The organism is Azospirillum sp. A23 (assembly GCF_042938965.1).
In the GTDB taxonomy this organism is placed as follows: domain Bacteria; phylum Pseudomonadota; class Alphaproteobacteria; order Azospirillales; family Azospirillaceae; genus Azospirillum; species Azospirillum melinis.
In genome coordinates this window covers 429633-445721 of record NZ_CP170667.1, presented here as the reverse complement: position 1 = coordinate 445721, position 16089 = coordinate 429633, and the positions used below count along the sequence as shown (strand labels likewise).

The 16089-nt window shown below is 70.0% G+C and carries 11 protein-coding genes; 5 read left to right on the top strand and 6 right to left on the bottom strand.

Annotated elements, in window-relative coordinates:
• Positions 1 to 103: 103 nt before the first annotated feature.
• Positions 104 to 1234: an alkene reductase gene (locus ABNQ40_RS19395; RefSeq protein ID WP_109047934.1), complete on the bottom strand. Its 1131-nt coding sequence runs from the start codon at positions 1232 to 1234 to the stop codon at positions 104 to 106.
• Positions 1235 to 1431: 197 nt separating this feature from the next.
• Between ABNQ40_RS19395 and ABNQ40_RS19390 the strand changes: the two genes are divergently transcribed.
• Together ABNQ40_RS19390 and ABNQ40_RS19385 are read left to right on the top strand one after the other, a co-directional pair.
• Entirely contained in the window at positions 1432 to 2211 is a 780-nt protein-coding gene (locus ABNQ40_RS19390) for a histidine phosphatase family protein (protein ID WP_109047935.1), read from the top strand.
• Between the two features lie 45 nt (positions 2212 to 2256).
• Positions 2257 to 3180: an NAD(P)H-hydrate dehydratase gene (locus tag ABNQ40_RS19385; RefSeq protein WP_391348607.1), complete on the top strand. Its 924-nt coding sequence runs from the start codon at positions 2257 to 2259 to the stop codon at positions 3178 to 3180.
• A gap of 3 nt (positions 3181 to 3183) precedes the next feature.
• On the opposite strand, the gene ABNQ40_RS19380 is transcribed toward ABNQ40_RS19385, so the two are convergent.
• Positions 3184 to 3930 (bottom strand): ribonuclease T2, encoded by a 747-nt coding sequence (locus ABNQ40_RS19380; protein WP_109047936.1) that lies wholly within the window; start codon positions 3928 to 3930, stop codon positions 3184 to 3186.
• 150 nt (positions 3931 to 4080) lie between these two features.
• Between ABNQ40_RS19380 and aat the strand changes: the two genes are divergently transcribed.
• Together aat and ABNQ40_RS19370 are read left to right on the top strand one after the other, a co-directional pair.
• A complete protein-coding gene (gene aat, locus ABNQ40_RS19375) occupies positions 4081 to 4734 on the top strand; it encodes a leucyl/phenylalanyl-tRNA--protein transferase (protein ID WP_109490714.1) in 654 nt (217 codons plus the stop codon).
• A 44-nt stretch (positions 4735 to 4778) separates the two neighbouring features.
• Entirely contained in the window at positions 4779 to 6431 is a 1653-nt protein-coding gene (locus ABNQ40_RS19370) for a hypothetical protein (protein WP_109047937.1), read from the top strand.
• Here the strand turns inward: ABNQ40_RS19370 and ABNQ40_RS19365 are convergent.
• From ABNQ40_RS19365 to ABNQ40_RS19350, 4 genes are all read right to left on the bottom strand, one after another.
• Entirely contained in the window at positions 6329 to 7441 is a 1113-nt protein-coding gene (locus tag ABNQ40_RS19365; RefSeq protein ID WP_109047938.1) for an anhydro-N-acetylmuramic acid kinase, read from the bottom strand. The genes ABNQ40_RS19370 and ABNQ40_RS19365 overlap by 103 nt on opposite strands.
• 39 nt (positions 7442 to 7480) lie before the next feature.
• Complete coding sequence (locus ABNQ40_RS19360) at positions 7481 to 8344, bottom strand: hypothetical protein (RefSeq protein ID WP_109047939.1); 864 nt, start codon at positions 8342 to 8344, stop codon at positions 7481 to 7483.
• Between the two features lie 316 nt (positions 8345 to 8660).
• Entirely contained in the window at positions 8661 to 9125 is a 465-nt protein-coding gene (bcp, locus tag ABNQ40_RS19355; protein ID WP_109047940.1) for a thioredoxin-dependent thiol peroxidase, read from the bottom strand.
• Positions 9126 to 9169: 44 nt separating this feature from the next.
• Positions 9170 to 12211: a bifunctional [glutamine synthetase] adenylyltransferase/[glutamine synthetase]-adenylyl-L-tyrosine phosphorylase gene (locus tag ABNQ40_RS19350; RefSeq protein WP_109047941.1), complete on the bottom strand. Its 3042-nt coding sequence runs from the start codon at positions 12209 to 12211 to the stop codon at positions 9170 to 9172.
• A 99-nt stretch (positions 12212 to 12310) separates the two neighbouring features.
• Here ABNQ40_RS19350 and ABNQ40_RS19345 point away from each other — a divergent pair, with 99 nt between their 5' ends.
• A complete protein-coding gene (locus ABNQ40_RS19345) occupies positions 12311 to 16042 on the top strand; it encodes a DUF3971 domain-containing protein (RefSeq protein WP_109047942.1) in 3732 nt (1243 codons plus the stop codon).
• Positions 16043 to 16089: the final 47 nt, after the last annotated feature.

The window sequence follows — 16089 nt, the reverse complement described above, 5'->3', positions numbered from 1 at the left end:
CCCACCCGCCGGCTGGCTGGCCGGGCGAAAGCGGCACCGAAGTGCCGCTCCGCCCCCGTCTCCGGCACTCCCGTACCGCGCCCGGCGGAGCGACTCGGAAGGTTTATGCACGCCCCCCGTGCGCCGCAGCATCAGCCGGCCGGGCCAGCGCGGGATAGTCGGTGTAGCCATGGCGGTCGCCGCCGTAGAAGGTCTTCTGGTCCGGTTCGGCCAACGGGGCGTCGATGCGCAGCCGCTCGACCAGATCGGGGTTGGCGATGAAGGGCCGGCCGAAGGCGATCATGTCGGCATGACCGTTCGCCGTCGCCTGGATCGCCATGGCGCGGTCATAGACATTGTTGGCCATGTATCGGCCCGTATAGAGCCCGCGCAGTTCGGCGAGATCGCCGCCGAATCCGGGATGCGGACCACGGGTCACGCCCTCGATCATGTGCAGATAGGCCAGACCGTAGCCGTTCAGACGACGGATCACCGGGCTGAAGGTGCCGACCGGGTCGCTTTCCTGGGCGTCGTTGGCCGGGCTCAGCGGCGACAGGCGGATGCCGACGCGGTCGGCCCCGGCCTCCGCCACCACGGCGTCCAGCACCTCGAACAGGAAGCGGGCGCGATTCTCGACGGAGCCGCCATAGGCGTCGGTGCGCTTGTTGGTGCCGTCGCGCAGGAACTGGTCGATCAGATAGCCGTTGGCGGCATGCACCTCCACCATGTCGAAGCCGGCGGCCAGCGCATTGCGGGCGGCGCGACGGTAATCCTCAACGATCCCCGGCAGTTCCGACACATCGAGCGCCCGCGGAGTCGGGATGTCCTTGAAGCCGTCGACGGTGAAGGCCTTCATCTCCGGCTTGACCGCCGACGGTGCCACCGGCAGAGCGCCGCCCGGCTGCAGGTCGGGGTGGGAGATGCGGCCGACATGCCAGAGTTGCAGGCAGATGTGTCCGCCCGTGGCATGGACGGCGTCGGTCACCAGCTTCCAGCCCGCCACCTGTTCGGCGCTGTGGATGCCGGGGGTGTAGGCATAGCCCTTGCCCTGCGGCGAGATCTGGGTCGCCTCCGCGACGATCAGGCCGGCGGTGGCGCGCTGGGCATAATATTCGGCGTTCATCGCGGTCGGCACGCCGGTGGCGTTGTCGGTGCGGCTGCGGGTCAGCGGCGCCATGGCGATGCGGTTGGGCAGGGTGTAGCGCCCGATCGTCACCGGCTGGAACAGGGGGGCCGCGTCCTGGCTGTCCGTCATGTCCGATCCATTCTGTATGTTTTGGAAACTGGACAGGAAAGTGTGGCGCGCCATCGGCCTCGGGCAAGGCTCTGCTGCACCGCAGCAACCCGAAGGGCGGCATGGCTGCCATACCGGGTCAGGCACCCCGGCGGGACCTTTCGGGCTCTCCGGCGGTTATTCCCGGCAGATTCCCTCAGCAAGAAGCGGGACCGCCGATGCAGCACCCCCGGCCCAGGCACCCATGGCCCGACCGCCTCTGGATCGTCCGCCACGGCGAAAGCGCCGGGAACGTCGCCCGCGACGCCGCGCACGCCGCCGGACTCAGCCGGATCGACATCGCCGAGCGCGACGTGGACGTTCCGCTCAGCCCGTTGGGCGAACGGCAGTCCGACGCGCTCGGCCGCTGGTTCGCCGCCATGCCGGCGGTGGAGCGGCCGGACGTGGTTCTGACCTCGCCCTACCGGCGGGCGATGCGCACGGCGGAACGGCTGCACCAGTCGGGCGGAATGCCGGTCCACCCCAACGACTTCGTCGTCGACGAGCGGCTGCGCGAGAAGGAGTTCGGCGTGCTCGACCGGCTGACCACCGCCGGCATCCGCCAGGAATTCCCGGAGCAGGCCGAGTTCCGCCGCCTGCTCGGGAAATTCTATCACCGGCCGCCGGGGGGCGAGAGCTGGTGCGACGTGATCCTGCGGCTGCGCAGTGCGCTCGACACCGTCAGCCTGCATCACGGCGGCCGTCGCGTGCTGATCGTCGGGCATCAGGTGGTGGTGCTGTGCCTGCGCTATCTGCTGGAGAACCTGACGGAGGACGAGATCCTGGCCATCGACGCGGCTGGCGACGTCGCCAACTGCTCCGTCACCGAATACCGCTTCGACGCCCAGGCAGGCCCTCGCGGCAGACTGCTGCTGCACCGCTACAACGTCGTCGCCCCGCTGGAGGAGGCCGGCGCCCCGGTCACCGCCGAGCCGGACGCCGCCATCGCCGCCCGCTAAGCCGCCATCCACCACCTGCCACCTGCCCCCGCCGAGGAGGAGCGATTGGACGCCCCAACCGAGGAAATCCCCGTCACCGCCGAGCTTCTGCGTGGCATGCCCCTGCCCCAGCCGGACGGTCACGGCGACAAGGAAACCCGCGGACGGGTGCTGGTGGTGGCCGGCAGCGTTCCGGTTCCGGGCGGCGCCCTGCTCGCCGGGATCGGCGTGCTGCGGGCGGGGGCCGGCAAGTTGCAGATCGCCACCGCAGCCAGCATCGCGCCCCATCTGGGCCTCGCCCTGCCGGAGGCGCTGGTCGCCGGACTGCCCGAGACCGCCGATGGCGAAATAGCCCCCGGCTCGGCTGCGGCGCTGTCCGAACGCGCCTCGCGCTGCGACACGGTGCTGATCGGCCCCGGCATGATGGACGAGGCGGCGGTCGCCGACCTGACCGCAGAGCTGCTGACCCATCTTGAGGCGGGCGAGGACGGGCCGTGCTTCGTGCTGGATGCCGGGGCCCTGGCCGGGCTGCGCCGAAACGCGGCAGTTCTGCACCGTCATGAGAACCGCGTGGTGATCACCCCCCATGCCGGCGAGATGGCCGGGCTGCTCGGCTGTTCCCGCGACCGGGTGGACGCCGATCCGCTCGGCTGCGCAAGGCAGGCGGCGGACCAGTTGAAGGCGGTGGTGGCGTTGAAGGGAAGCTGCACCCGCATCGTCGCCCCGGATGGCCGCGCCTGGGCCTATCGCGGCGGCACGGTGGGGCTGGCGACCTCCGGATCGGGCGACACGCTGGCCGGGATCGTCACCGGCCTGCTGGCCCGCGGCGCCAGCCCGGAGCAGGCCGCAATCTGGGGCGTCTACCTGCATGGCGAAGCCGGCAACCGCCTGACCCGCCGCATCGGCCCGCTGGGCTTCCTCGCCCGCGAACTGCTGGCGGAGATCCCGGCGGTGATGGCGGCGCTGGCGAGCGAATCGGACGGCCGCTGAGCCTTACCGCACCGGGGCGCCGACGCTGGCAGGTGCCGGGGCTGGAGCCGGCGGCAGGGCCGGGGTGGCCGGGGGCGTCATGCTGCGGCGCGGCTGCGACGGCGCCACATCGGCCGACAAGGCGGCGTCGCGGTCGCGGCAGCGGTCGACCACCTTCTGGCCGCAGGCGACGAAGCCCAGATCCTTGTTCAGGCAGACGCGCACCTCCGACACGTCGCGGCGGGAGCAGATGACCGCCACCCCTTCCGCCGTCAGGCCGGGATTGGCGTCGAGGAACAGCCGCTCCACCTGGGTCGCCGGCACGGTCGGGCCGGGTGTCCTGATCGTCTCGGGGATCGTCACCTTAGCCGCGGCGGCGCGCAGCTTGGCGAAATAGTCGGTCGCGGTCAGGCCGGAGCAGGTCCCGTGCTTGCGCCATTCATGCATCATCAGGCCGACGCTCGGCATCACCGGCATGGTCTGGTCCACCACCGTCTTGGGCAGGTTGCGGTCGCGGGTGCAGGTGGCGGGATAGCTGCCGTCATTGTACTGCGGCCACAGGCCATGGACGACGAAGCCGTATTTCCGGTCGCCGCACTGGTCGGGATCGGGACCGTTCCTGTCGCGGGCGCAGTAGGTCGGCGTCCAGGACAGCGACAGGATGTAGTAATCGAAGGTCCCCGGCTCCGCCCGCCTCTGCGCCCAGGAAGGGCTTGCGGTGAACAGTCCGGCAACCAGAACGGACAGAATGGCGGCGGCAGCGCTTCGCATGACGGTCTTCCCCCAAGGCTATACTTCCCTGCGTTGCATACCATGGAAGGATGTTTCTGTCGCGGGGTCTCGACACCGGCATCACCCGGCCAAATCTCACTGTGCCGAACGTTTGCGCGTTCCGTCCCGGCAGAGGGTATAGTGACCGGCATGTTTACCCTGTCCGCCCCGATTCTGCTGCGCGCCTATGCCGCCGGCATCTTCCCGATGGCCGAAAGCGCCGAATCGCGGGAGCTTCACTGGTTCGATCCGGAACGCCGCGGCATCCTGCCGCTGGATGGCTTCCACGTCGCGCGCAGCCTGCGCAAGACCTTGCGGCGCTGTCCGTTCGACCTGCGCTTCGACAGCGCCTTCCGCGCGGTGATCGAGGGTTGCGCCGAAGCGACGGAAGAGCGGCCGAAGACCTGGATCAACGACGACATCGTCCGTCTCTACGGCGATCTGTTCGACGCCGGCTTCGCCCACAGCGTGGAATGCTGGCGCGACGGCCGGCTGGTCGGCGGGCTGTATGGGGTGGCGATCGGCGGCGCCTATTTCGGCGAGAGCATGTTCAGCCGCGAGACCGGGGCCAGCAAGGTGGCGCTGGTCCATCTGGTCGCCCGGCTGAGCGCCGCCGGCTTCGCCCTGCTCGACACCCAGTTCGTGACCGAGCATCTCAGCCGGTTCGGCGCCGTCGAGATCCCGCGCAACGAGTACCGCCGCCGCCTCGCCGCGGCGATGGAGCGCAAGACCGACTTCCGTGGCGTCGACCAGCAGGCGGCGCTGGCCGAACTGCTCGAGTCGGCAGTCACGCCACCCGGCTGACGGGGTATCCCGTTGCCGGGGGTCATGCCCGGAAGCGCCGCCCCATGGCCCCGCTCTACCACCCCCGATCCGTTGTGCGCCGCAACGAGGGCAGCCATCCTCCGCGCATCCACCGCCATGGCTGGAAGGCGCCCATGCGCTTCTGGAACGCATCCTGGATTTCGCCTGCCCTGGTCCTTGTCCTGGCAGGACTCCTGATCGGCGCACCGTTGCTGGTGCTGAACGGCTTTCCGCTGACCTTCGACGACACGCCGGGCTATCTGGAGCCGGCCTTCAACATCCTGCACCGGGCGGCCCAGCCCGCCTGGACGCCACCGCCGGACCTGTCGCCCCACGGCCTTCCATCGTCCAACATCTTCTTCCTGCGGCCCTTCGGCTACATGCTGTTCCTGCTGCCCTTCGCCGGAGGCTGGGGCGTCTGGCTGGTCCCGCTCGCCCAGGGCATCCTGGCGGCGGCGGTCCTGCGCGCGGCCCTGACCGCGGCGGGAGTGCCGGAGCGGCCGGGGCTGTTCCTCGGCATCGCCGCGGTGCTGGGGCTGACCACCAGCCTGTCGCTGCACGCCGCGACGATCATGCCGGACTTCCTGACCGGGCTGGCGATCCTGCTTGTCTATGTCGTCGTCGTCCGCTGGCCGGCCCTGACCGCCGTTCAGCGGCTGCTGACCGTTGCGGCGCTCACCGGAACGATCGTCTCCCATCTCAGCCATCTGGCGATCCTGGGCGGAATGATCGTTCTGCTCGGGCTTTGGGCGCTGTGGCACGACCGCGCGATGCTGCGGTCGCTGGCCTGGGGGGTGCTGCTGCCGATGGTGCTGGCGGTCGGGCTGCTGACCGGCTCCAACCTGCTGACCGCCGGCCGGCCGGTGCTGTCCGAAAGCTCGCCCGTCTTCCTGCTCGCCCGGCTGATCGGCGACGGGCCGGCGCGCGACTATCTGGCAGAGGCCTGCCGCAGCCGCGATTACCTGCTGTGCGGCAGCCTGGACAGCCTGGACCGCAGCGCGCCGGGCTACGTCACCTCCGACTATTTCCTCTGGCACCCCGACGGCGCCCGCCGCCGCTTTGGCGACCAGCCCCGCTTCGTGACGGAGGCGGCGGAGATCGCCCACAACACCATCGCCAGCCGCCCGGCCGCGGTCGCCACGCATGGGCTGACGAATGCCATCGGCCAGTTCGTCGAGGTCCAGCCCGACGACACCCTGAACGATCCCGTCAAGCCGCTGACCCGCCGCCTGTTCAGCCGTTTCCCGGCACCGGTCTATGACGCTTTCGACCGGTCGCTGCAAACGCAGCAGCGCTTTCCCCGCGATGGGCTGGCGCTGGTCCAGGATCTGTCGCTGTCGCTCGGCGTTCTTGGGCTGGCCGCGCTGGGGCTGGGGCGCTGGCGGCGGGTCGACGGACGGCTGCGGATGCTGCTTCTGGTGATCGGGCTGGGGCTGACGCTGAACGCCGTCGTCACCGGCGGGCTGTCGGCCGTTCATGACCGCTATCAGAACCGTGTGATCTGGCTCGTGCCCTTCGCCGCCCTGGTTTTGCTGGCGACAGCCCGCAGCCGCGACCTCCTGCCCGCCGGCCAGACGGGGCGCACAGGATCGGGTCAGCCGGCCGGGTGGAACACGCCGCCGGGCATCGGCACCGGCACCCCGGTGGTCGCCGGCAGGCTGAGCGGCAGCCCCAGCCTGCTGCGCACGGCGAGATAGCCGAAGGCCTGCGCCTCCAGCGCGTCGCCGTCCCAGCCGACGGTGTCGGCCGGCTGGACGGGCACGCCCAGCCGGTCGGCCAGCATCGCCATCAGCGTGGCATTGTGGCGCCCGCCGCCGCAGACCAACCAACGCATCGGCGGTGCCGGCAGATGGGGCACGACGGAGGCGACCGACTCCGCGGTGAAGGCGGTCAGGGTGGCCGCACCGTCCTGCGGCGACAATGCCGCCACCGGCGCCGGGTCGAAGGCGTCGCGGTCCAGAGACTTGGGCGCCGGGCGGCCGAAATAGGGATGGGCCATCAACACCGCCAGCGCCGCGTCGTCCACTTGGCCCGCCGCCGCCAGCGCGCCGCCGGCATCGAAGCGGCCAAGCCCATGGCGCAGCACCCAGTCGTCGATCAGGGCATTGCCCGGCCCGGTGTCGCAGGCAACCACATCGGCTTCCCCCTCCTGCGGGTCGGAACCGATCCAGCTGACATTGGCGACGCCGCCGATGTTGAGGACGGCAAGCGGACGCGGCAGCCCATGGACCAGCGCCCGGTGGAACAGCGGAACGAGCGGCGCGCCCTGCCCGCCCGCGGCGACGTCGGCACTGCGCAAATCGTTGACCACGGCGATGCCGGTTGCCGCGGCCAGACGGGCGCCGTCGCCGATCTGGCAGGTGAGGCGCCGGTCCGGATCGTGATGGATGGTGTGGCCGTGGAAGCCGATCAGCTCGACCTCCGCTGCCGCGACGCCCGCCTTGTCGAGCACGCGGTGCACCGCGTCGGCATGGGCGTCGGTCAGGTCGCGCTCGACCTCCGCCACCGGCCCGCCGCTGACATCGCTTTTGCCGAGGCAGCCGCGCAGCCGGGTCCGGAAGCCGTCATCATAGGGGATGGTCAGGAAGTCCAGCGCCTCCACCCGGTCGCGGCCGTCGGTGCGCAGCAAAGCGGCGTCGATGCCATCCATCGACGTGCCGCTCATCAGGCCGACGACCGTGCGCAGCCCCTCCTTCGCTTCCATCATCCGCTCCGCATCCCCTGTGGCGATGCGAGGCAGTCTAGCTCAGCTGAGCCAGAGCTGCAGCATCAGCCGCTCGCGGCTGGCCGGCGGGGTGGCCCGATGGTAGCAGGAGGTGTCCTCCAGGAAGCCGGTGCCGGCCGGCCCTTCCACCACCAGGATGCGGTCGCGGTCGAAGTGGGTGAACAGCTGCTCGTCGCGGACGTTGGCGGAACCCATCAGCATGCGCAGCGACTTGCCGTGATGGCTGCCGCGGACCAGCGCATGCTCCCCGGCGCCGGGCCCGACATCGGTCAGGTAGAACTGCGCCGAACAGAAATGGAAATCGTGGACGTCGAAGTGCCAGTCGATGGTCTGGCCCAACTGGCGGCGCTCGTCGTCGGTGGCGTCGGTGACGAAGCTCCAGAACAGGCGCGGGATGATCTTGGTGGCGGGGAAGCCCAGGAACTTACCGGCACACTCCATCAGCAGCGGATCGCGGCAGACCCGGCGCACCGCCGGGCAGTCCAGCGGATCGGGGACGATGCCCATCACCGCGGGCGACCCATCCTCCAGCCGGCCCTTGTGGACGTTGTGGCGATAGAACACGCGGTCGTCGCGCAGCCGCCGTTGCAGGGGGGAGTGGGTGGCGAACTCCACCATCTCCTCGACCATCGACCAGGGCAGGTCGAAACCGAACGCGATCGAGTCGCGACGCAGGTCGCCCAGCGCACGCTCCACCGTCTGGCCAGCGAACAGGGTGGCCGGCAGCGGAGGCAAGGCGATGGGTGGGCCGGCCGGCGCCCGTTGGCGCGACCGGGGAGACAGGCGGCGCAGGGCACTGTAGCCGCGCCGGACCGACTCGAACCGGCCCAGCGCATAGTGAAGCTCTCCGGCGACGAGGCGCCGGGCTATGTTCGCAACGTTCATGGCATGTGCATCCCTGGGGGCAGCCGAAGGACCAAAACCGCGGTGGGTTGCGCGGCCTCTGGTGCCGGAATGCACGAAGTGTAGGCAGGTTTGGGGTGATTCTAAAAATACCCTTGTGGCGTAAGCCCACACGCCGGAGGAATAGCCGGGCCGGCGGAGCGTCTTCCCCTACGGTCCACGCCGGGAGAAAAAGGCGCCCCGCCCTCCCGCTTAAGGTCAGAGCCTGTCCGGTGCTTCAGTAAGCACCGGACAGACTCTGAACTTTTGGTTTTCCGTGTGATTCACGCTTCAAGCGATTTCGCTTGAACCGATCACACTAGAGTGCCTGTACGGCCTTCAGAACCGCCGCGACATGGCCGGTGACCTTCACCTTGCGCCAGACGTTGCGCACCACGCCGTCCTTGTCGATCAGGAAGGTGGCACGGTCGATGCCCATGTACTTGCGGCCGTACATGCTCTTCTCGACCCAGGTGCCATAGGCCTCGCAGACGGCGCCGTCGGTGTCCGACGCCAGCGTGAAGGTCAGTTCATGCTTCGCCTTGAACTTGTCGTGGCTGGCGACGCTGTCCTTGGACACGCCGATCACCACCGCATCGATGGCGGAAAAGTCGGGCAGCTGGTCGCGGAAGCCGCAGGCCTCCGAGGTGCAGCCCGACGTGTCGTCCTTCGGGTAGAAATACAGAACCACCGGCTTGCCGCGCAGGGCCGACAGCGTGACGCTGCCGCCGCCGTCGGTCGGCATGGTGAAATCCGGGGCGGGCGATCCGACGTCTACGGTCATGGCTGCTTGACTATCCTTCTTCTTGCCGGCCGGGAAACGAGGTCTCAGGCCGGAGGCGTGGTGGCGGGTGGGGCCAGACGGCCCGCCGGTTCCTCGACCAGGGCCTTGAAATGACCATGGGCGCGGGCGGCGACGGCACGGATTCTGTGGTCCAGTTCGGGGAAGTCAACAGCGCCAGGCTCACGCTCGCCCTGAAAGTCGGCAGGAAAGGCGGCGCGGACCAGCCCGGCCAGCAGGCTGGGCGATACCTGGTTGGGGTCGAGCACCCCGGCGGTGGTCAGCCGCAGGAAGCCCTGCACCCGCCGCCACAGCCGCAGCGTCGTCTCCAGATCCTCCGCCACCTCCAGCGCCAGCGCGCCCGTCCGGGCGGCGCAGCCCAGCGCCTTGGCGGTGCCGATGTGCAGGATGTCCGGCCGCTCGTGACCATGGCGCAGTTGCAGGTACTGGGCGATGAACTCGATGTCGATCAGGCCGCCGCGAGCGTATTTGACGTTCCAGACATTGCTCGTCCCGAACTCCTTCTCGATCCGCCGCCGCATGTCGGCCACGTCCCACAGCAGCCGGTCGGCATCGCGCGGCGCCGTCAGCACCGAACGGATCGCCCCCGTCACCCGCCCGGCCAGTTCCGCATCGCCGCCGATCACCCGGGCGCGGGTCAGGGCCATATGCTCCCAGGTCCAGGCATCGGTCGCCTGATATTTCAGGAAGGCGTCCAGCGAGGTGGCGAGCGGCCCGGCATTGCCCGACGGGCGCAGCCGCATGTCGACCTCGTAAAGCCGGCCGTCGCCCATCGGTGCGGTGATGGCGTTGGTCAGCCGCTGGGTCAGCTTGATGTAATACTCGTTGGGCGACAGCGGCTTGGCACCATCCGAAAGACGGGGGCCACCACCGCCCCCTTGGCCCGGCGCCACGTCGTAGATGACGATCAGGTCAATGTCGGACGTGATGGTCAGCTGCCGGCTGCCCAGCTTGCCCATCGCCACCACCACCCAGGCGCCGCCGGGAATGTGGCCGTGGCGCTGGGCGAACTCCTCCTCCACCCGGCGGGCAAGGTCGGGGACGACGATATCGGCCAGATCGGCCAGGAAAGCGCCGCAACGGTCGCCATCGGTGATGCCGCGCAGGATATGGACCCCGGCGCGGAAGCGCTGGTCGTTGGTCCAGCGCCGCGACAGCGTCAGCGCATCCTCGAAATCGCGGGCCGGCGCCATCACGCGGGCGTGGTCGTCGGCCAGCCCGTCCTCCTTGCCCGGCAGCGGGTCGAAGAAGTCGGGCGACAGCACGGCGTCGAGCAGCGACGGGTTGCGCGACAGGGTCTGCGCCATCTGCGGCGCGATGCCCATGATCTCCGCCACCAGCTCCAGCAGCCAGGGATTGGCGACGAACAGCGAGAACAGACCGACGCCCGCCGGCAGCTTGCCGAGGAAGTCGTCGAAGTTCATCAGCGCCGAATCGGGGGCCGGAGTCTTGGTCAGCGCGCTCAGCAGGGCCGGCGTCAGTTCCGTCAGCAGTTCGCGCGCCCGGCCAGACCGGGTGGCGCGGTAGCGGCCGCGATGCCAGGCCGACACCACGCTGATGACGCGGGCCGGATCGGCGAAGCCCATGCCCGTCAGCGTCTCCACCGTGCCGGGATCGGGGTCGGTGCCGGTGAAGACCAGATTGCCGGGACCGGAGAGCGACGGCGCCTCCTCGAACAGCTCGGCATAGCGGTCCTCGACCTGCCCCAGCGTCGCCAGCAGCTCCGCCCGGAAGGCGGCGGGGTCGTCATAGCCGAGGAAGGTCGCCAGATGCGCCACCCCGGCATCGTCGGCGGGAATACGGTGGGTCTGCTGGTCGTCGATCATCTGGATGCGGTGTTCGACACGGCGCAGGAAACGATAGGCCCCGGCAAGCTCCTCCACCGTCTGCGGCGGCACGCGGCCGACATCGCGCAGCGCCTCGTTCGCCATCAGGGTCGGGGCGATCCGCACGCGCGGGTCGCGCCCGCCGAAGATCAGCTGCTGGGTCTGGGCGAAGAACTCGATCTCGCGGATGCCGCCGCGGCCGACCTTGATGTCGTGGCCGTTGACCGTCACCTCGCGGTGGCCCTTGTGGGCGTTGATCTGGCGCTTGATCGAATGGATGTCCTGGATGGCGGCGAAATCCAGGTTGCGGCGCCAGACGAAGGGCTCCAGGAAGCGGAGGAAGGACGCCCCCGCCTCGGGATCGCCGGCGATGGGACGGGCCTTGATCATCGCCGCGCGTTCCCAATTCTGGCCGACGCTGCCGTAATAAATTTCGGCCGCGGAGACCGAAACCGCCAGCGGCGTGGCGCCGGGATCGGGCCTAAGCCGAAGGTCGGTGCGGAAGACGTAGCCGTCCTTGGTCCGTTCATCCATAATGCGGACAAGATCGCGTGCGAGCCTGATGAAGGTTCGCGCGAGGTTGTCCGGCTGGGGCGTCTGCACAACAGCGTCGTCGTACAGGACGATCAGGTCGATGTCGCTGGAATAGTTGAGTTCGCGCCCGCCAAGCTTACCCATGCCCAAAACGATCAGGCCCGAACCGACCCAAGGTCGCTGTGGATCCGGCAGCGTCAGCATCCCCGCCTCCCCGGCGCGGCGCAGCAGGAAATTCGCGGCCAGCTGGACCCCCGTCTCCGCCAGTTCCGACAGGGCGCCGGTGACGCGGAACAGCGGCCACGCTCCGGCGATGTCGGCCAGCGCGATCAGCAGTGCCGCCCGCCGCTTCGCCACCCGCAGGCCCGCCATCAGCCGGTCCATCGACTTTTCCTCGTCATGCCCGGCATGGAGGGCGGCGATCAGCGCGGCGAAGCTGTCGTCGAAGCCGTCCTGCAGTGTACGGGCGACGAAGGGCAACTCCCGCGTCAGGCTGTGGCCGAGATACGGGCTGTTGCCGCACACCGCCTCGATCAGCGCCCGGCCGGTCTCCGAATCGGCGAAGGCTTCCGCCCAGGCGCGGGTCTCCGGCTCCGCCGCGGCGGCCTGCTGGCGCCAGCGCTCCATTCCCAGCGCCGCCTGCGCGCTGTCGAAGGGCTTCGGCAAGGGGCTTGAGAACGCGATGGGGCCAAGGGCGAAGCTGCACATGACGGCGGTCTTTCCTGCTCAAAACATGTGCAGAAAGCTGCACGTCTCGGACGGGAAGGTCAATCGGGCCGATTCTCCGTCTCTTCCTCACGGTGCCCGATGATCCGGCGTACCGCGAAGATCATCGGCCTGACGCTGACCGGGATCGGCGCCGTGGCGCTGGCAGCCGGCGGGCTGTTCGCCTGGCGCTTGGCGCAGGGGCCGGTCGCGCTCGACCCGCTGATCCCCTATGTCGAACGGGCGCTGAGCGACCGCGACGGCCGTTTCCACGTCGACATCGGCGAGCTGGTGCTGTCGCTGGAAGAGGAGGACGGGCTTGAGGGTGCCGGCCGCCGTCTCGACCTGCGCGCCCGGTGGGTGCAGGCGCTGAATGCCGACGGGACGGAGTTGGCCGCGGTGCCGGAGATGGGCATCGGCTTCTCCATCCCGGCGCTGTTCCGCGGCACCCTGTCGCCTACGCGCCTCGATCTGGTCCGGCCGCGCCTGTCCGTGCTGCGCCGGGCCGACGGCAGCCTCGCCTTCGACGTGCGGTCGGATGCGCAGTCCGCGCGCAAGGCCGACGACGGCGGCCCCGACCTGATCGACGAGGCGCTCGAAAGCCTGCGCCAGCCGCCCGACATCGACCGGCCGCTGGGACTGCTGCGCCGGCTGTCGGTGACGGGAGCCGACCTGCGGGTCGAGAACCGCATGCTCGATCTGGCTTGGCACGCCACCCGCGCCGACATGGTGCTGACCCGCGATGCCGAGGGCGCCCAGGGCCGCGCCCGCGTGACGCTCGACCTCGGCAATGCCGGCGGAACGACCTCGCCGCGCGCCGTGACCGTCTCCGCCGCCGGCCGCTACAACATCGCCGACACCACCAGCGACCTGACCATGTCCGTCGACGGGCTGGAGCCGGCGGCAGTGGCGGAGTTCGGACCGGCCCTGGCGCCGCTGTCGGCGGTGAAGCTGCCGATGTCCGGCACCGTCACGGCGCGGCTCGACCGCCGTTTCGAACCCCTGACGGTCGACCTGAACCTGCGCGGTGGCGCCGGCATCGTCGCCCTGCCTGCGCTGCGGCCGGAGCCGGTCGCGGTGCAAAGCCTTGCCTTGCGCGGCAAGCTGGACGTTCCGGGCCGGCGCTTGCGGGTCGAGGATTTGTCGCTGAAGGCCGGCGCGCCGGACGGCGGCGAACCGCTGGCGCTGAGCGCCCAGGGCCAGTTGGCCGAAACCGACCGCGGCCACGACCTCCAGGCCCGCCTGTCGCTGACCGTCGGTGGGCGCACCGCCGGGCTGGAGCTGTCGGGACAGCAGGGATTGGACAAGGACGGCCGGGCGACCGCGCGGCTGACCGGCTTCGTCCCCGCCGCTTTCGCCGATCTCGCCCCGGCGCTGGCGCCGCTGAAGGCAGCGGAGCTGCCGCTGTCGGGCACGGTGGAGGTGGCCTTCGATCCGTCTTTCCAGCCGACTGCCGGCAAGGCCGACATTGTTGCCGACCGCGGCCGACTGCTGCGGCCCGACCTGTTCGAAGGGCCGGTGCCGGTGGACAGGGCCTGGCTGCGCCTGCATGGCGACCGTGACCGCATCGACCTGGACGGGTTCGAGGCCGTGCTGGGCGAGGCCAGCGGACCGCAGCCGCGGGTGGAGGCCACCGCCACCGCCCGGCGCCAGGGCGACCGCATGGCGGTGGAGACGCAGGCGACCGCCCGCGGCGTGGCGCTGGACGAGCTTCGCCGCTATTGGCCGAAGATTGCCGGCCCCAACGCGCGCGAGTGGGTGACCCGCAACCTGTCGCACGGAACGGTGACGCAGGCGCGGGCGGAGGCGGCGCTGTCCGTGCCGCTCGACGGGGAAGGGAAGCCGTCGGGAGAACCGCCGGAACAGACGCGCTTCCTCGCCACCATCGCCGGCGAAGACATCAGCGTCCGCTATTTCCACAACCTGACGCCGGTCACCGGCGCCAGCGTGGAGGTGACGACCGACGGCAAGACCTTCACCGTCCTGACCAAGGGCGGCCGGATCGCCGATGTGAAATCGGGCGACATCGAGGTCGGCGACGGCAAGGTGGTGATCGGCGGGCTGGACATCGGCAAGGAGACGATGGACATCCGCCTGCCGGTGCAGGGACCGGTCCGCTCGATCCTGACCCTGATCGACATGCCGCCGCTGGGCTATCCCACCAAGCTGGAGATGGACCCGGCGCGCACCCAGGGCATGGCCGAAGCGAAGCTGCATTTCGCCTTCCCGCTGCTGGCCGACCTGAAGGTGGAGCAGCTCGACCTCGACGTGACGGGCAAGCTGCGCAAGGTGGCGGTGGAGAAGGTGGCGGCCGGGATGAACGCCACCGACGGCGAGCTGTCGCTGGCGCTCGACCTCAAGGCGATGCAAATCAAGGGCACCACCAAGCTGGACGGCATCCCGGTCGCCATCGACTGGAACGAATCCTTCGACAGTGCGGCCAAGGGTCCGCGCACCCGCATCGCGGTGAAGGGCGACGCCACCGCCGACGATCTGCGCGCCCACGGCATCGATCTGGAAGACCGGGTGCAGGGCCCGTTCGGCGCCGACATCCTGTTCACGGTCGACCGAAAGCACAAGCTGCTGCTGACCGGCACCCTGAATCTGGAAAAGACCCGGCTGTCCATCGAGGAGCTCGGCTGGGCCAAGCCGCCCGGCAAGCCCGGCACCGGCAAGCTGACGCTGGAATTCGACAAGGACCGTCCGACCCGCATCAGCAACCTGACCATCGATGCCGGCGGGCTGAAATCCGTCACCAACCTGGAACTGGCAGACGGCGGCAAGCGGGTGGCGCGGGTGCAGACCCCCAGCTTCAAGCTGGGCCAGACCGACCTGCGCGCCGACCTGACCGTGCTGCCCCCGCTGAAGCCCGGTGGTCCGGCCGGTGGCTATGCCGGGACCATCACCGGCACCAGCCTGGACGCCCGCGGCCTGACCGGCAAGACGCCGTCCGGCGAGGGCGCGGTCACGCCGCCGCCGAAAAAGCCGCCGTCACCCACCGACGACGGCCGCAAGACCCCGCTGGACATTGCCATCAAGTTCGACTCGGTGGTGTTCGGCGACAACCGGCGGCTGCGGCAGGTCGCGGGATCCATGAAACGGGATGCCAGCGCCTGGACCCTGCTGGACCTCACCGGCCGCAGCGAAGGCGGCGGCGTGTCGCTGAAATGGCGGCCGGGGCCGCAGGGTGCCTACGACCTCGCGATCAATGCCGAGGATCTGGGATCGGCCCTGCAGGCGATGGATCTGAACGACCGCATGCGCGGCGGACGGCTGACCCTGACCGGCCGGTCGGCCGAGCCGCGGGCCGATGCCGCCATCGTCGGCAAGGCGGAGATCCGCGACTACACCCTGATCGACGTGCCGGCCCTGGCGCGCATCCTGAACGCCATCTCGCCGTCCGGCTTCGCCGAGCTGCTGGGCGGCGGCAAGGGCGTCAATTTCGGCCGCATGTCGGCGGATTTCCGCAAGGAAGGTCGTCTCCTGACCCTGAAGGACCTGCGCACCTCCGGCTCGGCGCTCGGCCTGACGCTGGAGGGCCAGATCGATCTGGAGACGGAAACCGCCAACCTCCAGGGCACCATCGTCCCGGTCTATGGCCTGAACCGCCTGATCGGCCAGATCCCGCTGCTGGGCGACGTGCTGAGCGGCGGCGAGGGCCAGGGCATCTTCTCCGCCACCTGGCATGTCCAGGGCCCGCTGTCCGACCCGGACGTGTCGGTCAACCCGCTGGCGGTGCTGGCGCCGGGCTTCCTGCGCAACCTGTTCTTCCTGGGCGGCGACGGCACGCCGACGCCGGACACCAGACCACCGCCGGAAGCGCACACACGGTGACGGAAAGGAGCGCCGGCAACTGTCTGCCGGCGCCCCTCCCCTGCAAA